General features: G+C 62.5%; 19 protein-coding genes and 1 riboswitch. Of the genes, 14 read left to right on the top strand and 5 right to left on the bottom strand.

Annotation, left to right across the window (positions count from 1 at the left end):
* Positions 1-2 precede the first annotated feature (2 nt).
* Positions 3-302 carry a flagellar protein FliT gene (locus NCR40_RS00460; RefSeq protein WP_244826797.1) on the top strand — a complete coding sequence of 100 codons (300 nt, stop codon included), beginning with the start codon at positions 3-5 and terminating at the stop codon, positions 300-302.
* Positions 303-428: 126 nt separating this feature from the next.
* Here the strand turns inward: NCR40_RS00460 and NCR40_RS00455 are convergent, their stop codons facing one another.
* Positions 429-1,439: a sodium:calcium antiporter gene (locus NCR40_RS00455; protein WP_244826796.1), complete on the bottom strand. Its 1,011-nt coding sequence runs from the start codon at positions 1,437-1,439 to the stop codon at positions 429-431.
* A 131-nt stretch (positions 1,440-1,570) separates the two neighbouring features.
* Positions 1,571-1,724: riboswitch (yybP-ykoY riboswitch) on the bottom strand.
* A gap of 199 nt (positions 1,725-1,923) precedes the next feature.
* On the opposite strand from NCR40_RS00455, the gene NCR40_RS00450 reads away from it, so the two are divergent.
* Positions 1,924-3,519 carry an ABC transporter substrate-binding protein gene (locus NCR40_RS00450; protein WP_250508478.1) on the top strand — a complete coding sequence of 532 codons (1,596 nt, stop codon included), beginning with the start codon at positions 1,924-1,926 and terminating at the stop codon, positions 3,517-3,519.
* 6 nt (positions 3,520-3,525) lie between these two features.
* Here NCR40_RS00450 and NCR40_RS00445 read toward each other — a convergent pair whose 3' ends face one another.
* Entirely contained in the window at positions 3,526-4,599 is a 1,074-nt protein-coding gene (locus NCR40_RS00445; protein WP_250508477.1) for an MBL fold metallo-hydrolase, read from the bottom strand.
* A gap of 123 nt (positions 4,600-4,722) precedes the next feature.
* On the opposite strand from NCR40_RS00445, the gene NCR40_RS00440 reads away from it, so the two are divergent.
* The 11 genes from NCR40_RS00440 to bioB all read left to right on the top strand — a co-directional run bounded on the left by NCR40_RS00440 (position 4,723) and on the right by bioB (position 16,170).
* Positions 4,723-5,145, top strand: coding sequence for a MerR family transcriptional regulator (locus NCR40_RS00440; protein WP_250462670.1), 423 nt, complete (start codon positions 4,723-4,725; stop codon positions 5,143-5,145).
* A 24-nt stretch (positions 5,146-5,169) separates the two neighbouring features.
* Positions 5,170-6,969 carry a bifunctional isocitrate dehydrogenase kinase/phosphatase gene (gene aceK, locus NCR40_RS00435; RefSeq protein WP_250508476.1) on the top strand — a complete coding sequence of 600 codons (1,800 nt, stop codon included), beginning with the start codon at positions 5,170-5,172 and terminating at the stop codon, positions 6,967-6,969.
* Positions 6,970-7,011: 42 nt separating this feature from the next.
* Entirely contained in the window at positions 7,012-7,788 is a 777-nt protein-coding gene (can, locus tag NCR40_RS00430; protein WP_250462664.1) for a carbonate dehydratase, read from the top strand.
* Entirely contained in the window at positions 7,781-8,974 is a 1,194-nt protein-coding gene (locus tag NCR40_RS00425) for an acetyl-CoA C-acetyltransferase (protein WP_250508475.1), read from the top strand. The genes can and NCR40_RS00425 overlap by 8 nt, the downstream gene beginning before the upstream one ends.
* A 47-nt stretch (positions 8,975-9,021) precedes the next feature.
* Positions 9,022-9,630 carry a glutathione S-transferase family protein gene (locus tag NCR40_RS00420; protein ID WP_250508474.1) on the top strand — a complete coding sequence of 203 codons (609 nt, stop codon included), beginning with the start codon at positions 9,022-9,024 and terminating at the stop codon, positions 9,628-9,630.
* Positions 9,627-10,049 carry a YchJ family protein gene (locus NCR40_RS00415; protein ID WP_250508473.1) on the top strand — a complete coding sequence of 141 codons (423 nt, stop codon included), beginning with the start codon at positions 9,627-9,629 and terminating at the stop codon, positions 10,047-10,049. Before NCR40_RS00420 ends, NCR40_RS00415 begins: the two co-directional genes overlap by 4 nt.
* Before the next feature lie 326 nt (positions 10,050-10,375).
* The gene (locus NCR40_RS00410; protein WP_250462653.1) at positions 10,376-11,620 is read left to right on the top strand and encodes a dienelactone hydrolase family protein; all 1,245 of its coding nucleotides are present in this window, start codon (positions 10,376-10,378) and stop codon (positions 11,618-11,620) included.
* A gap of 282 nt (positions 11,621-11,902) precedes the next feature.
* A complete protein-coding gene (locus NCR40_RS00405; RefSeq protein WP_250508472.1) occupies positions 11,903-13,216 on the top strand; it encodes an adenosylmethionine--8-amino-7-oxononanoate transaminase in 1,314 nt (437 codons plus the stop codon).
* Positions 13,213-14,418, top strand: coding sequence for an 8-amino-7-oxononanoate synthase (bioF, locus tag NCR40_RS00400; protein ID WP_244826785.1), 1,206 nt, complete (start codon positions 13,213-13,215; stop codon positions 14,416-14,418). Before NCR40_RS00405 ends, bioF begins: the two co-directional genes overlap by 4 nt.
* Entirely contained in the window at positions 14,415-15,116 is a 702-nt protein-coding gene (bioD, locus tag NCR40_RS00395; RefSeq protein ID WP_250508471.1) for a dethiobiotin synthase, read from the top strand. The genes bioF and bioD overlap by 4 nt, the downstream gene beginning before the upstream one ends.
* Positions 15,117-15,120: 4 nt before the next feature.
* Positions 15,121-16,170, top strand: coding sequence for a biotin synthase BioB (gene bioB, locus NCR40_RS00390; RefSeq protein ID WP_250508470.1), 1,050 nt, complete (start codon positions 15,121-15,123; stop codon positions 16,168-16,170).
* A 46-nt stretch (positions 16,171-16,216) separates the two neighbouring features.
* On the opposite strand, the gene NCR40_RS00385 is transcribed toward bioB, so the two are convergent.
* Positions 16,217-17,194 (bottom strand): sulfate ABC transporter substrate-binding protein, encoded by a 978-nt coding sequence (locus NCR40_RS00385; protein ID WP_250491775.1) that lies wholly within the window; start codon positions 17,192-17,194, stop codon positions 16,217-16,219.
* 110 nt (positions 17,195-17,304) lie between these two features.
* Entirely contained in the window at positions 17,305-17,904 is a 600-nt protein-coding gene (locus NCR40_RS00380) for an RBBP9/YdeN family alpha/beta hydrolase (RefSeq protein WP_250508468.1), read from the bottom strand.
* 150 nt (positions 17,905-18,054) lie between these two features.
* Between NCR40_RS00380 and NCR40_RS00375 the strand changes: the two genes are divergently transcribed.
* Positions 18,055-18,996, top strand: coding sequence for a 2-hydroxyacid dehydrogenase (locus NCR40_RS00375; RefSeq protein ID WP_250508467.1), 942 nt, complete (start codon positions 18,055-18,057; stop codon positions 18,994-18,996).
* Positions 18,997-19,052: 56 nt separating this feature from the next.
* Here NCR40_RS00375 and NCR40_RS00370 read toward each other — a convergent pair whose 3' ends face one another.
* A complete protein-coding gene (locus tag NCR40_RS00370; protein WP_250508466.1) occupies positions 19,053-26,321 on the bottom strand; it encodes a non-ribosomal peptide synthetase in 7,269 nt (2,422 codons plus the stop codon).
* Positions 26,322-26,555: the final 234 nt, after the last annotated feature.

Below are 26,555 nucleotides of genomic sequence, written 5' to 3'. Positions count from 1 at the left end.
ACATGAACCAGCAAGAAATGATTCAACACGCCTGGGCACTGACCGAGGCGATCGAAGCAGCGGTCAACGAAGAAAACTGGGCGCGCGCGGCCGAACTCACAGAGGCGCGTACGCCGCTCCTGATGGCCGTGGAAGCGAATCAGCCGGCTGAATCGCTCGCGACCATTCGCCGGATTCAGGCGAGCATCGAAGCAACGATGGGCCGTGCGAACGCCGCGCAAGCCATGCTGTCGACCGCGTACCGCAAGTCGATGGATCAGGCGAAAGCCGCCGGACGATATCAACAAGCCGCGCGCTTCTAAAGTTTTTCCGGCACGCGCCGATAACCTTAATAAGAACAACGAGAAGAACGCGTCAGACATGACGCGGCGCTTCGCTCTTGATGCCCGCCTCGCGCGGGCATTTTTTATTTGCGTCGCTCGAAGGCTTCAGCGGCCGAGGGTTAAGGTCAAATAAGCCGCGTACAAGATGCCATTGCCAAGCAACGCCCACAACACCACGCCATTGCCGCGCGCGTTGAAGCGCAGCCATGCCGCCGCCGCGAGCGTGATCAGCACGCCGGTCAGCACTTCCACGCGCGGCTCCCACGGCGTCAGCATGATGCCGATGCCCGGCAGCAAGGTGCCCTGAAATACCATCGCGCCTGTGATGTTGCCGAACGCGAGCGTATCTTTTCCGCGTCGCGCCCAAAGAATGCTGTTCACCTTTTCCGGCAGTTCGGTTGCAATCGGAATGATGATGAGCGAGAGCAAGAGCGGCGATATGCCAAGCGCCGCCGACACGCCTTCCACACCGTGGATGAAGCCCTTCGCCCCGCCGACGAGCAGCACGATGCCGATCAGGAACTGCAGCATGATCGACCCGATACCGTTCGGCAAACCCACGCGCGTGATGAAGAGACGCTCGGGCGCTTCCGTGCCGTGTCCGCTTTCGACGAGACTCGCCGATGCCTTGAACGTGGTGATCACGTAAATCACGTATAAGCCGACGAGGCCGACCGCGAACATCGCCCGCACCTGCCACGCATGATGCGGCACGAACATGGCGCCGGCCGCAATCAGGAACGCGACGAGAAAGAAGTTCAGGTCGCGCGTGAAGCCGCTGCGCTCGGGCATGATCCGGCCGCGCAAGCCACGCGATTTGATGACCGCGAGCGTCATCAGGAAAGTGGAAAGCGTCGCGAGCATGAGTGGCGCGCCGAGAATGGCGCCAACACCGATTTCTTCGTTAACCGAACGGCTCGCCGTGCCGCCCAGCAGCGCGATGATCGGCACGGTCGTTTCCGGCAGCGCCGTGCCGACCGCCGCGAACAGCGATCCAGTCACGCCCTCCGATATGCCGAGCCGTTCGCCGAGATGTTCGAGCGCATTGGTGAAGAGTTCCGATGCGATGAGAATGACCGCGAGCATCAACGCGAGTTCGACGAAGAGCATCGTCATGCGGCACCTCGCGGGAAACGATGCAACGCGCATGCGCGAATGAGCGCGCAGCGAGACAGGGATTTTTGTAGTTGTGGGGACACGATGATTCCACGGTCGGACGTTCAGCGAACCACGATGCGCCATGCGCCGTCCGACCAAGAACGACAAAGCGCATCGATGGTCTCGCCAAACCGCCGGATGCGACAGCACCGACCGGTCGAACGCGCCACGGCAGCAAGGCCGAGGATGTTGACGCGTTCTCCTTCGCTGATGGAAGGAAGGCTACTCCCCAAAGACCGGGGCAGTGTAGCCTGAGCCGCCCGGTTCGGCAACCCGCACGGCGCGTTCGAGGCATAAGCGTATGCGCAACGATTCGTTGTCGAGCGGCGAGCGCTTCGCTAACCTAGCCGCGCGGATGCGCTACTTGCTCGCCACACGCGCACAGGGTAAAACCAGCCACAAGAACAATCGTAATGTGACCAGCCGGGTCACGGGAGATCTCATGCGCAACACACTTTTCGCTGCCGCCATCGCGGCGACGTTCGCCGCCGCGCCGCTTATCGCAATGGCCAAGCCGCTCACCATCTGTACTGAATCGAGTCCGGACGGCTTCGATGTCGTGCAGTTCAATTCGCTCGTCACGACCAACGCGTCGGCGGATGTCATCTTCAACACGCTCGTGTCATACGACGAGGCCGCGAAGAAAGTCGCGCCCGCGCTCGCCGAGAAGTGGGACCTCAGCAGCGACGGTCTTACCTACACGTTCCATCTGCGTCCGAACGTGCAGTTCCAGACCACCGACTACTTCAAGCCGACGCGTCCGCTCAATGCCGACGACGTCGTCTTCACCTTCGAGCGCATGTTGTCGGACAGCAACCCCTGGCACAAGATCGCGGGCGCGAGCGGCTTTCCGCATGCGCAATCGATGGGTCTCGTGAAGCTCATCAAGGCCGTGACCAAGGTCGATGACAAAACGGTGAAGTTCGAACTCAACGAGCAGAACGCGACCTTCGTGCCGATCCTCACGATGGGCTTCGCATCGATCTATTCGGCGGAATATGCGGACAAGCTGCTGAAAGCGAACCAGCAAGTCGATCTGAACAGCAAGCCTGTCGGCACCGGTCCGTTCGTGCTCAAGAGTTATACGAAAGACGCGGTGATCCGTTATGACGTGAATCAGAGCTACTGGGGGCCGAAGCCTAAAGTCGATCGCCTGATTTATGCCATCACGCCGGACGCCGCCGTGCGCGCGCAGAAGATCAAGGCGGGCGAATGTCAGATCGCGTTGTCGCCGAAGCCGCAGGACGTGCTCGACGCGAAGAAGGACAAGTCGCTGAAGGTTAGCGAGACGCCCGCATTCATGACCGCGTTCGTCGCGCTGAACACGCAGAAGAAGCCGCTCGATAACCCGAAGGTGCGGCAGGCGTTGAACATGGCGTTCGACCGCACCACCTATACGAAGACGGTGTTCGAAAACACGGGAACGCCCGCTGTGAACCCGTATCCGCCGAACACGTGGAGCTATGACAAGAACATCGCGGCGTACAAGTATTCGCCCGATGCCGCGAAGAAGCTGCTCGCGGATGCAGGCTTGCCCAATGGCTTCGAAACGACCATCTGGGTGCGTCCGAACGGCAGTGTGCTGAATCCGAATCCGAAAGCTGGCGCCGAACTGCTGCAGGCGGATCTCGCGAAGATCGGCGTGAAGGCGCAGGTGAAGATCATCGAGTGGGGCGAACTCATCAAGGAAGCCAAGCAGGGCCAGCACGACATGCTCTTCATGGGCTGGGCCGGCGATAACGGCGATCCGGACAACTACCTCTCGCCGCTTTTCAGTTGCAATGCAGTGAAGTCGGGCATCAACTTCGCGCGCTTCTGCGACCCGCAACTCGATAAGCTCATCGCGGATGGCAAGGTCACCTCCGACGTCGCGAAACGCACGAAGGCTTATGTGGACGCGCAGAAGATCATCCACGATCAGGCGCTGTGGATTCCGCTCGTTTATCCGACTGCGGCGGCAATCACGCGTGCGAACGTCAGCGGCTATAACGTGAGTCCGTTCGGGCGGCAGAACTTCGGGGCTGTGACGGTGCAGTGAGGGGTTTTACGCGGGCGAGTACCGGATCACCCCGTCCTCGCCCGTCTCGCGCGTAAGCGTGCCATCCAGCCACAACAAGTTCAGATGCGCGAGCGCTTCGCCAAGTGCGAAGGTCATCTGATGGATATCGAGCTTGCGCTTGAACATGATCGGCACGATATCTCCCGCGCTGCACGGACGCTGCGTGCACGCCTCGACCACTTCCGCAAGCCGCGCGCGATGATGGTCCCGCAACTGACCGATACGCGTGAGCACGCCGCGAAACGGCTTGCCATGCGAAGGCAAGGCGAGCACATCGGCGGGCATGTGTTCGTAGCGTCCCAACGATTCGAGATATAGCGCAAGCGGATTGCCTTCTGGCTCGATAGCGAACACGGACACGTTCGTCGAGATGCGTGGCAAAACCATATCGCCGGAAATGAGCAGCTTGTCCGCCGCGCAATACAGCGCACTATGTTCGGGCGAATGACCGTAGCCCGAAATGATTTGCCATTCGCGTCCGCCAATCGCGATGCGGTCGCCATCGCGGATACGGCGGAACTCGGCGGGGATGGAAGGCACGAGCGTCGGGTAATAGCTGTCGCGCTTTCTCAATGCATCGAGCGATGCCTCGTCCGTTAGACCATGCGCCCCGAAGTGCTTCGCCGCGCGCTCGCCGCCCGCGTTCGAGCCATCGCCCGCGGCCATCACGCGGCCCATTGCATACTCGCCGAGCGCAATCCAGAGACGCACGTTCCAGCGTGCCTTGTCGCCACCCTTGCAGATCCAGTCGGCAAGACCGAGATGATCCGGATGGCAATGCGTGACGATCACGCGCAGCACAGGCAAGCCGTCGAGCGCGCTGTCGAACACGCTTTCCCAGTTCGCGCGAATAATTTCGTTCGAGATGCCGCAATCGATGATGGTCCAGCCCTGCACGCCATCGATCTCATCGCGCAATAGCCACAGATTGATGTGATCGAGTGCGAACGGCAAAGGCATGCGCAGCCAGTAAAGGCCAGGCGCGACTTCCTTCACGCGCCCCGCTTCGGGCAATTCGTCGGCAAAAACATAATCGAGTTGATGTTCGAGTGCGTTCATTCTTTTGCGCCTCTGAAGTGTGCATGAATGCGGGTTCAAGCCACGTTGCAATTTCGTCAGGTTGACGATAACGTAAACCTCATTCTAACGTCGCATGTGTGATCACGTGCTCCGGCGCCGGCAATGACTCAAGCCATTCACTACACCATCAGCGAACTGGCGCGCGAGTTCGACATCACGTCGCGCGCCATTCGCTTCTACGAAGACCACGGTCTGCTTGCGCCCGAGCGCGACGGCGCGAACGGCCTGCGGCGTGTGTATTCGTCACGCGATCGCACGCGCCTGAAACTCACGCTACGCGGCAAGCGGCTCGGCTTTACGTTGTCGGAGATTCGCACGCTGCTGGACTTGTACGACTCGCCCACGGGCGGCACGCGGCAATTGCAGGCTTTTGTCGATACCATCGCGGCGCATCGCGAAGTGCTCGAGCGGCAACTCGTCGATCTCACCACGACACTCGCCGAACTCGAAACATACGAGAAGCAAGGCCGCGCGCTCCTTGCCGCTGGTGTCGAAAAGCGCGCCCGCAGAGCCAAAGCCGCATGATGGCCAACGAGACGCCCAGCCGACATGAATCACTTCCCCAAGCTGCTCTCGTCGCAAATAGGCTTCGATGTCGCGCAGACGATACTCGACGGCTTCGATCGCCATTACCGCGTCTTTCGCGAAGCGGCAGTCGAGGCGAAGCATCTGTTCGAGGAAGGCAACTGGCAAGCGCTCGCGCAACGCGCACGCGACCGCATCGCGTCTTATGACGATCGCGTCGCGGAATGCGTGACGTCGCTGGAAGACGAGTACGACGCCGAGACCATCGACGATGAAATCTGGCAGCAGATCAAGCTGCACTTCATCGGCTTGTTGACGACGCATCGGCAGCCGGAATGCGCGGAGACGTTCTTCAACTCGGTGTGCTGCAAGATCCTGCATCGCTCGTATTTCAACAACGATTTCATCTTCGTGCGGCCCGCCATTTCGACCGAATACATCGAGAACGACGAGCCCGCCGCCAAGCCGACGTATCGCGCGTATTACCCCGAGAAAGACGGGCTGCAGGCCACGCTCGAACGCATCGTCACGAACTTTCAGCTGGAGCCTCCGTTCGAGGATTTGCCGCGCGACGTGCATTGCGTGGTGGATGCAATCGAAGAGGCCTTTGGCCAACTCATGCCCGCGCCGAACTTTCAGATTCACGTGCTCTCGTCGCTGTTCTTTCGCAACAAGGCGGCATATGTCGTCGGGCGCATCATCAATGGCGATGCCTTACTTCCGTTCGCGGTTGCCATCCGTCACACGCAGCCGCACTTGCTGGCGCTCGACACCGTGCTTTTGAACCGGGAGCAGTTGCTCGTCATCTTCAGCTTCTCGCATTCGTACTTTCTCGTCGACATGGAAGTGCCGTCCGCGTATGTGCAGTTCTTGCGCAGCATCATGCCGGGCAAGCCGAAGGCCGAAATCTATACCTCGGTGGGCTTGCAGAAGCAGGGCAAGAATCTGTTCTATCGCGACCTGCTGCATCATCTGAAACATTCGAGCGATCGCTTCATCGTGGCGCCCGGCATCAAGGGGCTCGTGATGATCGTGTTCACGCTGCCTTCGTTTCCCTACGTGTTCAAGCTCATCAAGGACGCGTTTCCGCCGCCGAAGGAAACCACGCGCGAGAAGATTCAGGGCAAGTATCAACTCGTCAAGCGTCACGACCGCGTGGGCCGCATGGCCGACACGCTCGAATATTCGAGCGTCGCGCTGCCGCTTGCGCGCCTCGACGATGCGTTGATCCGCGAACTTGAAAAAGAAGCGCCTTCGATGATCGAATACGAAGGCGACAAGCTCGTCATCAAGCACGTGTATATCGAACGGCGCATGGTGCCGCTCAATCTCTTTCTGCAAGGCGGCAGCGACGCGGACGTCGATCACGGCATCCGCGAATATGGCGACGCAATCAAGCAGTTGATTCAGGCGAACATCTTTCCCGGCGACATGCTGTACAAGAATTTCGGCGTGACGCGCCACGGGCGTGTCGTGTTTTACGATTACGATGAAATCGAGTATCTGACCGATTGCAACGTGCGTAGCGTGCCGCCGCCGCGCTACGAGGAAGACGAGCTGTCCGGGGAACCGTGGTATACCGTCGGGCCGCACGACATCTTTCCGGAGACGTACGGCACGTTCCTGCTAGGCGATCCGCGCGTGCGCGAAGCATTCATGCGTCATCACGCGGATTTTTTCGATCCCGCGATGTGGCAGCGTCACAAGGAGCAGCTACAACGAGGCGAACTCGCCGATTTTTTCCCCTACGACCGGGCCCTGCGATTCTGCATCCGCTATCCGGAGCGTTTCGACAAGGCAACGGCATCGATACGCGCGGCTTGATACATCATCGAGCGCGCAAGTACCCGAAACACGACCATCACCATGACTGAGCAAAACGACCAAGCCTTCCATCCCCTCGCCCATCTCTTCGACAACAATCAGGCGTGGGTCGAACGCAAGCTATCCGACGACGCGGAGTTCTTCACGCGCCTCGCGCACCAGCAGGCGCCGGAGTATCTGTGGATCGGCTGCTCCGACTCGCGCGTGCCGGCGAACCAGATCATCGGCTTGCCGCCCGGCGAAGTGTTCGTGCATAGAAACATCGCGAACGTGGTCGTTCACTCGGACCTCAATGCGCTGTCCGTCATTCAGTTCGCGGTGGACTTGCTGAAGGTGAAGCACATCATGGTCGTCGGCCACTACGGCTGCTCGGGCGTGGGTGCGGCGCTCGTCGGCCAGCGCGTGGGTCTCGCGGACAACTGGTTGCGGCACGTCGAGGACGTGCGCGAAAAACACGCGGCGCTGCTCGATGAATGGCCGGTTGGAGAAGCGCGGCACCGGCGTCTGGTCGAACTCAATACCATCGAGCAGACGCTCAACGTGTGCCGCACGACCATCGTCAACGACGCGTGGGCGCGCGGTCAGGACCTCACCGTGCACGGCTGGACCTATGGCGTGCACGATGGCCGCTTGCGCAACATGGGCATGATGATCAGCGCGCAAGACCAAGTGGATTCAACCTATCAGGCATGCCTCGCCGCGTTGACGCGCGGCGGCGCGCATGCCGCGGCGAACGATGTGATCGCGTCGGATGCGGCGCGGCTCGGCGACGTTCCCGCCGTCATTCAAGGCGTCATCAAGGAGCTGAAACATGAGTGAGACATCGAAGGATTCCGTGGTCATCGTATCGGCGGCACGCACGCCGATGGCCGCATTTCAGGGCGATTTCGCCGCGATGACCGCGCCGCAGCTCGGCGCGGTCGCGATTCGCGCGGCATGCGAACGTGCGGGTCTCGAACCCGCGCGGATCGACGAAGCGATCATGGGCTGCGTGCTGCCTGCGGGCCAAGGTCAAGCGCCTGCACGGCAAGCGGCGCTCGGCGCGGGCTTGCCGCTTTCCACCGGCAGCACGACCATCAACAAGATGTGCGGCTCCGGCATGCGCGCGGCCATGTTCGCGCACGACATGCTGCTGGCGGGCTCGGCCGATGTGATCGTCGCGGGCGGCATGGAAAGCATGACGAATGCGCCGTATCTGTTGCCGAAGGCGCGCGGCGGCATGCGCATGGGTCACGGTCAGGTGCTCGACCACATGTTCCTCGACGGCCTCGAAGACGCTTACGACAAGGGGCGTCTCATGGGCGCGTTCGCGGAGCAATGCGCGTCGTCGTATGAGTTTTCGCGCGAATCGCAAGATGCGTTTGCCGTCGAGTCGTTGCGACGCGCTCAGCGCGCCAACGACGACGGTTCCTTCGCCTGGGAAATCGCGCCTGTCACGGTGCAAGGCAGAAAGGACGATACGGTCATCGCGCGCGACGAACAGCCGTTCAAGGCGAACATCGAGAAGATTCCATCGCTCAAGCCCGCGTTTGCCAAGGACGGCACGGTGACGGCCGCGAATTCGTCGTCCATTTCCGATGGCGCCGCCGCGCTCGTGATGATGCTCGAATCCACCGCCAAGCGGTTGGGCGTGACGCCGCTCGCGCGAGTCGTGGGTCACAGCACGTTCGCGCAGCAGCCCGCGTTGTTCACGACCGCGCCGGTTGGCGCCATTCGCAAGCTGTTCGAGAAGAACGGCTGGCGTTCCGGCGATATCGATCTCTACGAAATCAACGAGGCCTTCGCCGTAGTCGCCATGGCCGCGATGCGCGAGCACGATCTGCCGCACGACAAGGTCAACGTGAACGGCGGCGCGTGTGCGCTCGGACATCCTATCGGCGCGTCCGGCGCGCGCATTCTCGTGACCTTGCTTGCGGCGCTGAAGGCTCGTGGGCTCAAGCGCGGCGTTGCGAGCTTGTGTATCGGCGGCGGCGAAGCGACGGCCATGGGTATCGAACTGGTCTAAAGAGTTGGCGCCGTGCCACGACCATCCATAACAAGGGAAGATTGCACGTGACTTATCAGGTACATGGCGTTTCGTCATCGGGAAACTGCTACAAGGTGCGGCTCGCGCTCGAACAACTGAATCTGCCCTACGTCTGGCACGAAGTGGACATGATGAACGGCGCCACGCGCACCGAGTCGTTCCTGAAGCTCAATCCGAATGGCAAGGTTCCGGTGCTCGTCATCGACGAACAAACGGCGCTCACCGAATCGAACGCCATTCTCTGCTATCTCGCCGATGGCACGCCGCTCCTGCCCGCCGACCGGCTCGAACGCGCGCGCGTGCTGCAATGGATGTTCTTCGAGCAATACAGTCACGAGCCATATGTCGCGGTGGCGCGCTTCATCAAGCAGTTCCTGAAGAAGCACGACGATCCGCGGCTGCCCGACAAGATCGCTGGTTCGTACCGCGCGCTCGACGTGATGGAGCAGCATCTCGCCAGGCGCACGTTCTTTACCGCCGAGCGCTACACGGTGGCCGATATCGCGCTTTACGCATACACGCATGTCGCGGATGAAGCCGGTCTCGATCTCGCTAGCTATCCGGCCATTCGCGCGTGGCTTGCGCGCGTGAAGAACCAGCCGGGGCGCATCGACATGCCGAGCGTGGATCAATGAAGCCGGTGGAATGTCCTTGCGGCGGAGCATCGCCCAATCAACATCCGAACGCCCGCGCGCCGCGTTATGAAGCGTGCTGCGGGCGCTTTATCGAAGCCGGCGCCTTTCCGGCGAACGCCATGGAACTCATGCGTTCGCGCTATACCGCTTACGTCCTCGGCAATACGACCTACCTGCGCGCGACCTGGGACGACAAAAGCCGCCCGCCCGATCTCGATGTCTCGAACGACACGCACACACGCTGGCTCGGTTTGCAAATCAAACGTCACGCTGTGATCGATACACAACACGAGGAAGTCGAATTCGTCGCGCGCTACAAGGTCGAAGGGCGAGCGCATCGCTTGCACGAAGCCAGCCGCTTTTGCCGCGACAACGCCGGCCACTGGGTCTATATCGACGGTGACATAAAAGAAAAGTAAATGTCTCTTTAAAACATATAAATCCGATTCAGTATTAATTTCCTTGATTTCTCCTTTCAAATTAAATGGTTACGGGGTTACGCTTATTGTGCAGTGCAATTTTGAACAGTTAATCTCTCTTCACGTCAGGGCGCAGTCATTGCCGCGCCCCGATGTTCGCAGCGAAGCCCCGTATTGAAGCCAATTGTCATGCCTTTTCTAGGCATGGCTCCCGGAACCCGCATTCGATACTGCTCATCATGAGCAGCGAGATAGGTTTGTGACTTCAATCGTGCATTTGGGGCCAAGCCAATCAAGCCTTAATCGGAGCGAGGCGGAGTTAAGGGATGGCGATCAGAACCTGGTTGGTCGGATGCAGCATGGTGTGCTCACTTGCGACATCGTTCATCACGACTGTCGTGAAAGCCGAACCGATCGGCGGCGTTCGTCCCTCCGAAGGGCTTTCAGCCCCCGTCTTCGGCCAAATACCCGACGCGCTCGACGCTCACCTTCCGGTCGTCGGCAATGGTCTGAACGAAAGCATCGTTCAAATTCCCGAAGCCGACATCTCGCTCGAAACGACCGTTTTCAAACCGGACGGCGCGGGTCCTTTCCCGATGATCGTCTTCAACCACGGCAAGCTCCCCGGCGACTCGCACGCCCAACCGCGTAATCGGCCGGTCGCGCTCGCACGCGAGTTCGTGCGTCATGGCTATGTCGTGGTCGTGCCGAATCGTCGCGGCTTCGCGGGATCGGGCGGCGACTACGCCGGCCATGGTTGCGATGTCGAAGCCAACGGCTTCGCGCAGGCGGAAGACGTCGCCGCAGCGGTCGCGTACATGAGCCAGCAGCCTTATGTCGACAAGACGCATATTGTCGTGGGCGGCACTTCGCACGGCGGCTTGACGACGATGGCCTACGGTGCGCGCGAAGCGGTCGCGGCGCCGGGCGTGCGCGGTCTCATCAATTTCTCGGGCGGTCTGCGTCAGGACGAATGCGCCGGCTGGCAAAAAAATCTCGTCGATGCCTTCGGCGCTTATGGCGAGAACGTTCGTTTGCCTTCGCTGTGGCTCTACGGTGACAACGATTCGGTGTGGCAAGGCGACTTGTCCACGCAGATGTATGCCGCGTTCGTGTCGCACGGCGCACGCGCGCAGATGACCGACTTCGGCACCTACAAGAACGACGCGCATCGGCTCGTCGGCGACCGCGACGGCGTGCAGGTCTGGTGGCCGCGTGTGAAGGCGTTCCTCGCGCAAGTCGGCATGCCGACCACGGTGCAATATCAGGTCGCCGAGCCGCATTCGCCGAAGGCCACCGACTTTGCGAACCTCGATGCCGTGCAATCCGTGCCCTTCATCGATGAAAGCGGCCGCAACGGCTATCGCAACTTCCTGAGCCAATATTCGAGCCGCGCGTTCGCCGTGTCGAACTCGGGCGCGTGGTCGTGGGCCGAAGGCGGCGACGACCCGATGTCCGTCGCGCTCGCCAGTTGCCAGAAGCAGAGCGCCGATCCCTGCAAGCTCTACGCGGTGGATAACGCCGTCGTGTGGAACGAAGCGGGCGAGCAAACGCAGACGGCATCGCGCTGATAGCTTCTTCCCTCCAAATTTTTCGAACGCCGGCCTTGCGCCGGCGTTTTGCGTCTTTCGCCCGTGTTGGCGGTCCGTTCGGCGAAGTTAGCCGCGATCGCCCTTTTCACAACTTCGTGGAAGCGTGCGCAGGCGATCCAGGACCCGGCCGAAAAGCGAAGCTTCCGGATATTTTCGCCATAATCGAAGCGCGCGAAGTCAGGCGCAATCCTCGAATAGCGCAGGCCCTCGCGGCTTGCCCGATGTATCCGGCTGGCGCCATGCGCCGCCTGGGAGCCGTTTTTGAACACAGAAGACAATCAGGACTGGGTCGCGCGCTCGCTCGCCGCGGTGTGGCACCCGTGCACTCAGATGAAACACCACGAGCGCATGCCGCTCGTGCCCATCGCGCGCGGCAAGGGCGCGTGGCTCTACGACCCGGCGGGCAACCGCTATCTCGACGCCATCAGTTCGTGGTGGGTCAATCTGTTCGGCCACGCGAATCCCGACATCAACCGCGCGCTCAAGGATCAACTCGATACGCTCGAACACGCGATGCTAGCGGGCTGCACGCATGCGCCCGCCGTCGAACTGGCCGAACGGCTGTCCGCGCTCACACGGCACACGCTCGGTCATGCTTTTTTTGCGTCCGATGGCGCGTCCGCCGTCGAGATCGCGTTGAAGATGAGCTTTCACTTCTGGCGCAACCGTGGGCAAAGTGAAAAGCGCGAGTTCGTGTGCGTGGCGAACAGCTATCACGGCGAAACCATCGGCGCGCTCGGCGTGACCGATGTCGCGCTCTTCAAGGACGCATACGATCCGCTGATCCGCCACGCGAATGTGGTCGCATCGCCGGCGGCGAGCGGCGAAGACGAAGCCATCGACGCCATGCGCGCGCTCTTCGAACAACGCGCCGCGCATCTCGCCGCCGTGATCGTCGAGCCGCTCGTGCAATGCGCGGCCGGCATGGCGATGTACGACGCGTCGTATCTCACCCGCTTGCGCGCCCTGTGCGATGAACACGGCGTGCATTTGATCGCCGATGAGATCGCGGTCGGCTGCGGCCGCACCGGCACCTTCTTCGCGTGCGAGCAAGCGGGCATCTGGCCGGACTTCGTGTGCTTGTCGAAGGGCATCAGCGGCGGTTATCTGCCGCTTTCCATCGTGCTCACGCGCGATGACATCTACGCCGCTTTCTACGATGACGACGTTACGCGCGGCTTTCTGCATTCGCATTCGTACACGGGCAATCCGCTTGCATGCCGCGCCGCGCTCGCGACGCTCGATCTGTTCGAAAGCGCCAACGTGCTCGCGGAGAATCGCCGCAAAGCCGCGCTTTTGCGCGAGGCCTTGCAGCCGCTCGTGAAGCATGAACGCGTGCGCAATCTACGCGAGCGCGGCACGATCTTCGCGTTCGATGTCGTCACCGAAGATCGCGCGTTCTCGCGTCGCTTCTTCGAGTTGGGGCTGGAGCGCGAACTGTTGCTGCGTCCTATCGGCAAGACGGTTTATCTGATGCCGCCATACGTGCTCACCGACGACGAACTCGCGCTGCTCGCCAGGCGCACGCGCGAAACGCTCGATGCCACGCTGGCCGCCGCCGAGGCCTCCGCATGAGCGATACATCGAAAGCGCTCTACGAAACGCTGCAGCAAGGACTCGCCGATATCGACGCGCGCGGTTTGCGCCGCCGTCGCAGAACCATCGACAGCGCGTGTTCGGCGCGTATGACCGTCGATGGCCGCGCGATGATCGGCTTCGCGAGCAACGACTATCTCGGTCTCGCCGCCCACGAAGCGCTGCGGGAAGCGCTTGCCGAAGGCGCGTCGCTGTATGGCGCGGGCAGCGGCGGCTCGCATCTGCTGGGCGGCCATTCGCGCGCCCACGCGCAACTCGAAGACGATCTCGCCGCATTTTCCGGCGGCTTCGTCGACAACCCGCGCGCGCTTTACTTCAGCACCGGTTACATGGCCAATCTCGCCGTGCTCTCGACGCTCGCCGGACGCGGCACGATGGTGTTCTCCGACGCGCTGAATCATGCGTCGCTGATCGATGGCGTCAGGCTCTCGCGCGCGCAGGTGCAAATTTATCCGCACGCCGACATGGAAGCGCTCGACGCCATGCTCGATGCATCGCAAGCGGACGCGACGACGAAGCTCATCGTGACGGATACCGTGTTCAGCATGGACGGCGATATCGCGCCGTTGCAAAGTCTCGTGGAACTCGCGGAGAAATACGGTGCGTGGCTCGTCGTCGACGATGCCCACGGCTTCGGCGTGCTCGGTCCGCAAGGTCGCGGCGCGCTCGCGCAATTCGCGCTGCGCTCGCCGCATCTCGTCTATGTCGGCACGCTAGGCAAGGCGGCGGGCGTTTCCGGCGCGTTCGTCGCGGCAAGCGAGACGGTCATCGAATGGTTGATCCAGCGCGCGCGGCCTTATATCTTCACGACCGCGTCGCCGCCTGCCGTGGCGCACGCCGTATCCGCGAGCATCGGGTTGATCGGCAGCGAAGACGGCGATGCGCGACGCAAGCATCTGGCATCGCTCATCGAAACGACGCGCGGCATGTTGAAACGCACACGCTGGTTGCCGGTCGAATCGAAGACGGCGGTGCAGCCGCTCGTCATCGGCGGCAACGACGAAACGCTCGCGCTCGCCGCCGCGCTCGACAAACGAGGCCTCTGGGTTCCCGCGATCCGCCCGCCGACCGTGCCTGCGGGGACATCGCGCTTGCGCATTTCGTTATCGGCCGCGCATGGCGACGACGACCTCGCCCGACTCGACGAAGCACTTGGCACGCTCAGTAAAGAAACGACATGACCGCTTTATCGCTATTCGTCGCCGGCACCGATACGGAGATCGGCAAGACCTTCGTCTCGTGCGCGCTGTTGCATGGCTTCGCGCGCGCGAACTTGCGCGCCGCCGCGATGAAACCCATCGCGTCCGGCGCAATCGAACGTGACGGCGTGCTGCATAACGAAGACGCCGATCAACTCGATGCCGCCGCCAACGTCGCGCTGCCGCCCGCCATTCGCACGCCGTTCATGATGCGCGAGCCGATTGCGCCGCATATCGCCGCCGCGCGTGAAGGCATTGCGCTGGATATCGGGCGCATCGTAGAGGCGCATCGCGTGGCGTGCGATCATGCGGATATCGTCGTCGTGGAAGGCGTGGGCGGCTTTCGCGTGCCGCTAGACGATACCCATGACACCGCGGATCTCGCCGTCGCGCTGAAGCTGCCGGTCGTGCTCGTGGTCGGCATGCGGCTCGGCTGCATCAGCCATGCGTTGCTGACCGCCGAGGCGATCACGTCGCGCGGCTTGCGCATCGCGGGCTGGGTGGCGAATCGCGTCGATCCGCACATGCTTTATCCGGAAGAAAACATTCATTCGCTGCAACACCGGCTCGAAGCACCGCTCATCGGCGTGATTCCGCATTTCGCGCCATCCGACGCCGCGCGCGCCGCCGATCATCTCGACACGCGCCTTCTGCTCGGCCGGCTTTTACTCAAGGACTGAATTCATGACGCAGACCATCACTGCCAACCCATCGTTGCAAACTGCCGCGCAAACCTCCGCGCCGACGCAAACGCCCGTGCAGGCGCGCTGGAAAGTCGCCGATATCGTCGCGCTTTACGACCTGCCGTTCAACGACCTGCTGTATCGCGCGCAAACGGTGCATCGCGAACATTTCGATCCGAACGCCGTACAGCTCTCCACGCTTCTGTCGATCAAGACCGGCGGCTGCGAGGAAGATTGCGCGTACTGTCCGCAGTCCGTGCATCACGACACTGGCCTGCAAGCCGACAAGCTGATGGCCGTGGATGAAGTGCTGAAGGCCGCCGAAGCCGCCAAGACCAACGGCGCGACGCGCTTTTGCATGGGCGCGGCGTGGCGCAATCCGAAGGATCGCCATCTTGAGCCGATCAAGGACATGATTCGCGGCGTCAAGGCAATGGGACTGGAAACCTGCGTGACGCTTGGGATGCTGGAGCCGCATCAGGCAGAAGGCTTGCGCGATGCCGGCCTCGATTACTACAACCACAATCTCGATACGTCGCCCGAGTTCTACGGCCAGATCATTTCGACGCGCACGTATCAGGATCGGCTCGATACGCTGGAACGCGTGCGCGATGTGGGCATCAACGTGTGCTGCGGCGGGATTGTCGGCATGGGCGAATCGCGGCGTGAACGCGCCGGTTTGATCTCGCAGCTTGCCAACATGGAGCCGTATCCGGAGTCGGTGCCGATCAACAATCTCGTGCAAGTGGCCGGCACGCCACTCACGGGCACCGCGCCGCTCGATCCCTTCGAGTTCGTGCGCACCATCGCGGTGGCGCGTATCACCATGCCCAAGGCGATGGTCCGTCTTTCGGCCGGACGCGAGCAGATGGATGAAGCGTTGCAGGCGCTTTGTTTCGCGGCGGGCGCGAACTCGATCTTCTACGGCGATCAGTTGCTCACGACGAGCAACCCGCAAGCCGAAGCGGACCGCAAGCTGATCGAGCGTCTGGGAATGCGCGCGGAATCGGCGCAGAACGTCAGCGCGGAAGAACGCGGCTGCTCGAACTGAGCGGAGAGTAAAAAGAAAAGGGCTCGCGCGTGGCGAGCCCTTTCGGTTATTTCTTCTCGACCACCTGATCGAAAGTCCCGCCATCGGCGAAATGGGTTTGCTGCGCCTTCTGCCAGCTACCGAAGATCTGCTCCACCGTGAACGTCTTGAGCGGCTTGAACTCGCTTGCATGCTTGGCCAGCACCTCCGCGTTACGCGGCCGCAAATGATGCTGCGCGATGATCTCCTGCGCTTGCGGCGTGTAAAGAAAGTCCACGTATGCCTGCGCCTCCTTGCGCGTGCCGCGCTTGTCCACCACCTTGTCGACGATGGAAACCGGCGGCTCCGCCAGCAGGCTCGATGACGGATACACCGCATCGAAGTCCTTCGCGCCGACGCCTGCTTCGATCAGTCCGACTTCGTTCTCGAAAGTCACGAGCACGTCGCCGATATTGCGCTGCGTGAAGGTCGTGGTCGCACCGCGCCCACCGGTGTCGAGCGTCGGCACGTTGGCGAGGATCGCTTTCTCGAAGTCCAGCGCCTGCGCATCCGTTGCGCCCTGCTGCTTCTTGTAGCCCCACGCCGCGAGATATGTGTAGCGGCCATTACCCGAAGTTTTCGGATTCGCGATGATCACTTGCACGCCCGGCCGCGCGAGATCGCTCCAGTCCTTGATGTTCTTCGGATTGCCCTTTCGCACGAGGAACACCATGGTCGTCGTGTAGGGCGCGCTGCCGTTCGGAAGACGCGTGCGCCAGTTGGCCGGAACGAGTTGACCGCGTTCGGCAAGCAGGTCGATGTCGTTGGGCTGATTCATCGTCACGACATCGGCTTGCAGTCCCTGAAGCACCGACAGCGCCTGCGCGCTCGACGCCCCATGCGACTGCTTCACCGTCACCGTTTCGCCCGCGCGGCTTTTGTAGTCGGCGATGAACGCCGTATCGATGTCCTTGTACAGTTCGCGCGTCACGTCGTAGGAGACGTTGAGCAACGAAGTATCGGCATGCGCGATGCCCGCCGTCATATAGAGCGCCGCGGCTGCCATCAGCACGCGCTTACTGTATCCCGCCATATCGTCCTCAAGAATGCGATTGCAAAAGAAAGGCCGCGCGATGGCGGCCGGATGGTTCATGTTCGTCGATGAAACCGGGCGCATCAGCCATACGCGTGCTCGTGCAAGGAGACTTCGCCCGCGAAACTTTCAGCAGGGTAAGCATATTGAGCCAGCGTGTCGATGAAATATTTCGCGCGCGGCCACGGACCGAAACCCGCCGCCGTGTTGATATGACCGGCATCGCCGAGATTCACGAACGCGCTCGAAAGCCGTGCTGCAAGATCGCGCGCGTGGTCGAGCGGCATCCACGGATCGGTTTCGCTGCCGACGAGAATGGAAGGCACGGCAAGACGCGTCGGCTCGAAGTGACCGGCGAAACGGAACTTCTCCGGGCTCGCGGGCGCGACGAACAATACGCCGACGACTTCGGCATCGGTTCGTTTCTGCGCGAGCGCGTGCGCCGTCGCGAGACAGCCGAAGCTGTGTGCGGCAAGCACGACAGGACGGCGAATGGTCGCTAGTTGCGCGAGCACGGCGTTCGCCCAGATGTCGAGATGCGGTGCGTCCCAGTCTGCCTGTTCGACACGCGATGTATCGGCATACTGATGCTCGAGCCAGCTTTGCCAGTGCGCGCCCTCGCTGCCGTGCAAGCCGGGCACCGTCAGCAGCGCGGGGCGCGGTGTTCGATTGCTGGTCGTCATGTGCGGTTCTCGCTGACATTGTTCACCTTGCATTTTCGCGTGGCGCGCGGCAAGGACGAACGAATCAATCGTCATGTCGATATGCTCGCGGATGCAGCCGCACGCGTTTGCACCCTTTAGAATGGGTGGATCGAACGACGGAGGCGGACGTTGAAAATCATCTTCTACGAAGAGCACGCGGACACCGACGCATGGCTCGGCGGTTTGCGCCGCGAACTGCCGGACGCCGATCTGCGCATCTGGCAGCCTGGCGACACCGCGCCCGCCGATTACGCCATCGTCTGGCGCGCGCCGCGCGAACTCTTCGCGAACCGGCCGGAATTGAAGGCCATCTTCAATCTCGGCGCGGGCGTCGATGCAATCCTCGATGTCGAGCGCAAGGAACCCGGCACGTTGCCGCCGAACGCCACGCTCGTGCGTCTGGAAGACACCGGCATGGCGCAACAAATGGTCGAGTATTCGACGTATGCCGTTCTGCGCTATCTGCGCCGCTTCGACGAATACGAAGCGCTGCAAAGGGAGGGACGCTGGCAGAAACTTACGCAGCATGCGCGCGCATCGTTCACGGTGGGTGTACTGGGTCTCGGCGTTCTCGGTGGTGAAGTGGCGCGCGGGCTTCTCAAGCTCGGCGTGCCGGTGCGAGGCTACAGCCGCACGGCGAAGACAATAGAAGGTGTCGAGGTTTATGCGGGTCCCGAGCGCTTCGATGCGTTTCTGGATGGCGTGCGCGTGCTCGTCAACTTGCTGCCGCATACACCGGACACGGAAGGCATTCTCAACGCGCGCACTTTCGCGAAGCTCGCGCGCGGTGCTTATCTCGTGAACGTGGCGCGCGGTCCGCATCTCGTCGATGACGACCTTCTCGCCGCCCTCGATAGCGGCCAGCTCGCCGCCGCGACGCTCGATGTGTTTCATGTCGAGCCGTTGGCCAAGGAGCATCCGTTCTGGAAGCATCCGCGCGTGTCGGTCACGCCGCATATCTCGGCGGAGACGTTGCGCGAGGAGAGCATCGTGCAGATCGCGGAGAAGATCAAGGCGCTGTCGCGCGGGGAAACCATTGGCGGTATCGTGGATTTTTCGCGAGGGTATTGAATGCGAAAACCGTAGCGGCGCTGCCGTCTTGCTTGAAGGAGACGGCAGCGTCGGCCTCACATGGTTTTTGCCTCGATCGGCATGAAGCCTTCATTGCGCAAATACCGCACATAGACGCGCATCAACCGCGCACGGTCGATTGTAAGACTCACATCGAACTGCGCGAGCCGGCTGATCGTGCCGATCTGTTCGACCGGCATGTCGTGCCAGTCGAGGTCGCCCGTGTAGAAATCACGGAGAAGCGCCAGACCGTTAGTCGGGTCTATCGTCGCGAGGCGCTGCTTCCACGCTTCCGGCGTTTCTGGATTCGCGCGCAGACCTTGCCTGGCGAGCGCATCGAACCATTCCGCCTGTTCAATACGCTCCGGGTTCTGCAGATTTGCCACATGCAATCCATCTCGCGGATGCAGCGCAAGCGCGCATACGGCGCGGGCGAGCAAATCGACCGGCGTCATTTCCACGGGCTGCCCCGTGGCAGGATACGCGCCCATCTGAATGCATCCCTGATTGAAGAGCCAAAAGTGGTTATGCCGATAGTTGCTATAGCCGCTCTCCCCGTGCCCCGTGACGTTGCCCACGCGCACGACCGTGGCCGGCAAGCCGTATGCGCGGCTATACGCCAGCATGCGCTGCTCGCCGACCCATTTGCCAAGCAAATAGCCGTTGTCGGACTGCGGCCTCGCGCCGTCGATACGCTCTTCGATGCGTGTCGCGCCTTGTTGCATCATCGGCACGGACATGGTCGAAAGGAAGCACAACGGCTTCATGCGCACCGATAACGCAAGTTGCAGCAACGCCTCGGTGCCGCCCACGTTCGCGGCCTTCAGACTGCCGTAACCGTGCAGATGATGTACGAGCGCGCCGCAATGCAGGATTGCATCCGCACGCTCGGCGAGCTGCTGCCAGCCGGCATCGGACAGACCGAGACGCGGCCGCCCGAGATCGGCGCACAGCACCTGCACGCGCGAAAAATCGATTGCCAGACCGGCTGCACGCGCTTCATCGACAAGACGCGCAAGGCCCGCTGCGGGATCGGCGCAGCGTTGAAGACAGAAGATCGTGTCGGTCCGACGGCTCAGTTCGGCCAGCAAATGAATACCGATAAACCCGCTCGCGCCCGTCAGAACGACGCTGCCGATGCGCGCGCCGTTTTTCTCGCGCCACGGCGGCAGCGCAACGTCGGGCGCTGCGAGCGGCAAGGCGGCGTCCGCGACGGCGCGGGCGATGTCGTCGTAACCATCGCCATTGGCGAGAGCCGCGATGGTCGGCGCGCGATAAAACGCCGGAATCGCGAAATCGATGCCCGTCTCGGCGCGCACGCGCGCATGCATGCGCATTGCGAGAATGGAGTTGCCGCCGAGATGAAAGAAGTCGTCTTCGCGGCTGACGGTATCGAGATGGAGCAGCGCACACCAGATCGCGGCGATGTCCGCTTCTACTCCCGCGCGCGGCGGTGCGCCGCTCGATCGTGCCGCCGGCTCGGGCAGCGCTCGGCGATCGATCTTGCCGGAACCCGAAACGGGCAGAGCCGCAAGCTCGGTATAGCGCGCGGGCGCCATGTAATCCGGCAACGCGGCCGCAACCTGCGCGCGCAGCCTGTCTTCATCGACGCGCGCATCCGCTTGCAGCACGTAATAAGCCGCGATGTAGCGTTGCTCGCCTTCGCCGCGCATCGCGCAGGCCACGCTCTCCACGCCCGGCACGCTGGCAAGCTCGTTCTCGATTTCGCCCAGCTCGATCCGAAAACCCCGCAGCTTGATCTGTTCGTCGTTGCGGCCGAAGTACTCGATTTCGCCATCCGCGAGATAGCGGCCGAGGTCGCCGGTCTTATACATCCGTGCATAGGGCTTGCCCGCAAACGGATCGGCAACGAAGCGGCGCATGGTCAGTGTCGATTCGTTGCGATAGCCGCGCGCGAGATTCGCCCCGCCGATACAAATCTCGCCGATGGAGCCCGCCGGCACGCGTTGCGACTGCGCGTCGAGCAGATAGACGTCATAGCCGGGAAGCGGCTTGCCGAGCACGCGCACGCGGCCATCGGGCGCGATCTGGCCGCAGGTTGCCATCACCGTGGCTTCGGTTGGGCCATAGAGCGTGAAGAGGCGCGTCTGGCCGGACCACCAGCGCGCGGCGGTTTCGTCGAGGGTATCGCCGCCGAACGCAAGCATCTGCATGGCAGGCAACGGCCTCTTCGGCAAGCCTTGCAACAGCACCGGCGCGAGAATGGCGTGCGTCACGCTTTCGCGCTCGAGCAGGCCGTGCAGGACTTCGGGGTCGCGCCGCGCCGCTTCGGGGGCGATGACGAGCGTGCCGCCATTCAGAAGCGCCAGGAAAATTTCGAGCACGCTGGCGTCGAAATTCGTCGATGCCACGAGGGTGCTGATGCAGCCAGCCGCATAACCGAGCGCCGTCGCCGCGCCCGCGACCATGCGCGCGACGCTGCGATGTTCGATCAGCACGCCCTTCGGTTTGCCCGTCGAGCCGGAGGTGTGGATGACGTAAGCGAGTGCATCGGGCGATACATCCGGGCGCGCGCGCGGGACGGCTCGCGCGAGCATGTCGGCATCGAGAAAGGTGAGATGCGAGAGTTGCGCGGCTTCGAGGCCGGCGCGGCCGTCTGCATCGGCGATACATGCGGTAAGCGCGCAGTTGGTTGCGAAGTGCGTGAGACGCTCGGCGGGATAGGAAGGGTCGAGCGGCACATAAGCGCAACCGGCCTTGAGCACGCCCAGAATCGCGGCGACGAGAAGCGGGCCCTTCGCCATCGCCAGACCGACGCACGAGCCCGCCGTCACCCGTTCCAGCAAGCCGCCGGCAATGCGCTCGCTCAGAGCGTCGAGTTCGTCATAGCGCAGTGTTTCGTTCTCGAAGCGAATGGCTTCGCGATCGGCAAAGCGCGACGCTATCGATGCGAAGCGCGCCGGTATCGACGAAGCCGCGTCGTCGAGCGGCGCGCCGTGCGAAAAGCCCGTGATGAGCGCGCGTTGCGCATCGCTCAGATAGGCGAACTCACCGACGAGCGCGGAAGGCTGATTCGCGGCGGCGTCGATGAGGGTGTCCAGCACGTCTTTCATTGCGTGGGCCGAGCGCGCTTCGAAGAGCGAACCATCGTATTCGATACGGCCATCGATTTCCCCTTGCTGATTCGCGTAAAGGATCACGGAAATATCGGCCTTCGAGGTCTTCGTCGGCAACTCCTCCACGCTGACGCTGCCAGCGCCGATGCGCGCCTGCAAGTCGATGCCGCTTTGCAAGCTGAACAGCGTGTTGAGCGCGCCGATATCTTCGATGCCGGCCTCGTAAGGCGTGGCGAGCAGATGATCGCGGTCTTCGAGCATTTGCGCGTGCACGGCCGAGACGAGTTCACCGAAACTCTGACGCGGATCGATGCGCACTTTCATCACGGCCATCGACACGAGCATGCCGTAGACGTTCTCGCTGCCGGGAATGTCGCGGCCCGCCTGAGGGTAGCCGCTCACAATCGTCGGCTGCCCGCTCAGGCGCCATAGCCAGGCGAGGTGCAGCGCGAACAGCACGGGCGATAGCGTCGTGCCTCGATCCTGCGCGATACGGCGCAGCTTGTCGGCGCGTTCTCGCGTGAGGTGAACGGGAACGATGCGGTTCGTGTTGGCGTGGCGCGTGGTTAAATCGAATGGCAATTCGAGGCGCAGTGGCGTGCCCCGCAGCTTGTTCGTCCAGTAGTTTCGTGCGCGCGCATGCGCCGGCGTTTTCGCTATCTCATGCATCCACGCGCAGTAGTCGAACCAGTTCGGCGTGCGCTGCGCAAACGGCTTACCTTCGTAATGCGCCGCGAGTTCATCGAGCAGAAGCTTGAGCGACCAGCCGTCGAACAGCGCGTGATGGACGCCGATGAGGACCGTGCTCACGCCGCTTTCGGCATCGAGCAGCATGTGCGCGCGCCAGCAAGGCGCTGCGTCCGGATGAATCGCTGCCGTGGTCCATGCGTCGATGTGCGCGCGGATCGTCTCCGCCGTGGCGCTTTGGATCGGAATGAACGCGGAGTCGCGAGACGCCACCGACATTAGACGCAGTTCACCGTGAGCATCCGTGAGGGTGGAACTGAAGAGCGAATCGCGCGAGAAAAGCCGTTTGAGCGCCGCATGCAGTTCGAGTGGATTCACTTCGCGCGAGAAGTCGGCGCGCACGACAATGTTGTACGCGTTGTCAGTCCGGTCGATGCGCGCGCGATGAAACAGCGCCTCGACGATGCCGCTCGTTATCGCGACGCTCGGCGCGGCTCGTGCATCGTGAAGCAAGGGCGTCAGAGCGTCGTCGCCATCGAGCGTATTGCGCAGGGCGTGGCAGAACGCATCGAAACCGGGATGGGCAAGCAAAAGGCCGGGCTTCACGTTCACGCCGAGCGCCGCGCCAATACGTCCACAAGCCAGCGTCGCCAGCAACGAATGGCCGCCTGCCTCGAAGAAGTGACTGCTTTCGTCGATGGCATCCGGCGTCACGTCAAGCGTCGCGGCCCACGCCGATTGCACAGCGCGTTCGAGCGAATCGAACTGGCGTGCGCTCGCTTGCGATGAGGGCGTCGAAGGCGCGGGCAAGCGCGCGCGATCAATCTTGCCGTTCAAGGTGAGCGGCCAATGTGCAATCGGCACGATGAACGCGGGAACCATATAGGCCGGCAAAAGCGTCTCCAGCCGCTGACGCAGCTCGGCGGCGGCGAGCCCGTTCGCCGTGTACCAGGCGACCAGCGCGTTGCTGCCCTGATGCCTGTGCGTGCCGATACACACCGCGCTGACTTCCGGCTGCGTTGCGATCACATGCTCGACCTCGGCGATCTCGATCCGATAACCGCGCACCTTCACCTGAAAGTCGCTGCGGCCGAGGAACTCTATCTCTCCATTGGGAAGGAAGCGGCCAAGGTCGCCGGAGCGATACAGCCGGCCTTCGTTTGCGTTTGCGTCATCGATGAACTTTTCCGCCGTCATTTCCGGACGACGCAAATACCCGCGCGCCACCGACTCTCCGCCAATGCATAGCTCGCCGATACCGCCGAGCGGCACGCCGCGCCCGTTGGCATCGAGCAAATGAATGGCGTAGCCGGGCAGCGGGCGGCCCAGTTGATTGGCAAGCTTCTGGTCGCCGAAGGTGTTCTCCGTGCAGAGCACGGTCGCCTCGGTCGGGCCGTAGATGTTGGACAAGCGCACGACCGAGGACCAGAAGCGCACGGTGTCGTCGTCGCTGGCTTCGCCGCCGCACATGATCGTATCGAGGTCCGGCAACGGGCGGCGCGGCAGCAAGCGCAAGACGGCCGGCGGCAGAAATGCGTGCGTGATGCGCGATTGCGCGAGAAAGTCGAACAGCGCGGCGGGATCGGCGCGAACCGAGTCCGGTGCAACCACGAGTTGTCCGCCATGTGCGAGCGGATTGAAAATCTCGAAGACACTGGCGTCGAAATTGACGGATGCGAACTGCAGCCAGCGCGTGCCCGGATCACGTGCGTAGCATCCTTCGAGCGACGCGATCATGTGCGCGAGCATGCCGCGCTCGATCACGACGCCCTTCGGCCGGCCCGTCGTGCCGGAGGTGTAGATGACATACGCAGCGTGCGACGGATCGGTCCCGCGAAACAGCGCCGATGGCCCGCCGCTCGGTGTATCAAACATGTCTTCGATGCGCAGCGCCGGGCAATCGAATGCGGCGCGCACTCGCGCTTGCGTCGCGGTGTCCGCGATCACGGCGCACAGTTGCGCATCCTCGGCCATGAAGCGCAGCCGCTCTTCGGGCATCAACGGATCGAGCGGAACATATCCCGCGCCGGCCGCCAGCACGCCGACCATGGCCGCCACGACTCGCGCACCGCGCGACACGCATACGCCGACAAGACCATTGGCCTTCGCGTGGGGCGCAAGCGCGTCCGCGATACGCGACGATGCTTCCGCCAGTTCCGCGTAGGTGAAACGCGCATCGGGGCCACTCAGCGCCGGCGCATCTGGCTGAGTTCGCACCATCTCGTCGATGCACGCAAGCACATCGCGCGGCGGCGATGCAAGCGGCGCGCCATGCGACCACGCGCGACGGCGCGCATCGAGCGATGCGGTGTCGAAACCGAGCTCGCCGACAGGCGTATCGAGTTGTACCGCGAGTCCCGACAACAATGCCGCGTAGTGTTCGAGGGCGATGGAAAGGCCGTTCGAAGCTTGCGGATGACGCAATTGCACATGCAGCGTGATGTCCTCGCTCACGTGCAGATAGATCGCCACGTCCTGCCGTTCGGGCCGGCGGCAGAAGCGCGTGAGCAGCACGCCGCGAGCGCCGCCGAGAACGAGCGCGTCATGCGGCAGATGATCGCGCTCGCACAGCACGTTGGTCGCGCGATCGTATTCCGGACGCAGGCGCTTGAGTTCGTCGAAGATATCGCCTGCGGGAATGTTGCCGTGGAAATCCGCCATCGCCAATTGCGACGCCGCATGATGCAGATACTGGCGCAACGTCATGGCGTCGTCGAACTCGCTGCAGATGAAGCGCAGACGCTCGTCGTGCCCCATCGTCTCGTATGGCTGCTCCCGCCCGCGCCGATGATGCGCCGTAATCACCGCCGACTGTCGCGACATCTTCTGCAGCAGCACATGCAGGCAACTCTGCAGCAGAAATTCGATACTCAGTCCGAGCACGCGGGCCTGTTCACGCAACGCTCGACTCGTAGCGGCGCCGAGCGCCATCGTAAAGCTCGCTTCGCCGGGCGCGCCTTCCACGCGCGGCGGCTGCCAGGCGAATTCGCCATCGGCCAGTTGCCGAACCCAGAACGCGAGATCGCCGCGCCATTGCTCCGCATCCATCGACGCGCGCTCCGCAACGAGCACGCCGCGCTGATCCAGCGAAAGCTCGCCTGCGAGCGTCTCGCCCGCGTACGAGCGCGAGATCGCCGCGAACAACGGCTGCAATGAGAAGCGGTCCAGCAGCGCGGGATGGCAGGCGAAGACCAGATAGCCGCGAGATGCGCCGCGCAACAACGTGAGCGCCCAAGGCGCGCCGGCGTCTATGCGAAGCGGACGTGCGCACAGCATCTGAATGATGGAGGATGCGCTGGCTTCATCGGCATCGTCGATATCGACGACTTCGAGTTCTGCCAACCCGATTTCATGCAGCAGATAGCGCGGACCATCGTCGCCGTGGATCACGCGCCAGCGCAACGGTTGCGAGTGCCGCGCCACGCACGCCACCGCGCGCGCCAGTCGCGCGCTGTCGGGAACGCTGTCCAGTCGAAAGACCGCGCACAGATTGCGTGCCGCGGCGGTTTGCTTCGCCGCACGCGCCTGCGTTCGGGAAAGCGGATAAGTTTCGAACTTCATGATGACCTTCTGCCGTTCGGCGTTGTTCCTTGGGACTAAGTGACCGAGCCAGTCGCCTCGCCTCGTCGCGCTCGCCCGGACCGGCTGGCATCTCGGCTGCCCATGATAGTTAGCAGGCCTTTCGTTAAAGAAGTGAAACGCCAAAAAACTACAATTCAATCAAAGCATTAACTGCCATCCGGCAATCAATACATCCAAGCTACTTGAATCAAGCAGACATTTGCGCTCGCTTCC

Origin of the sequence: Caballeronia sp. GACF4 (assembly GCF_023631025.1) — a bacterium.
Lineage (GTDB): Bacteria > Pseudomonadota > Gammaproteobacteria > Burkholderiales > Burkholderiaceae > Caballeronia.
Note: the sequence above shows the minus strand (reverse complement) of the source record. Positions and strands in the feature narration are given on the sequence as shown.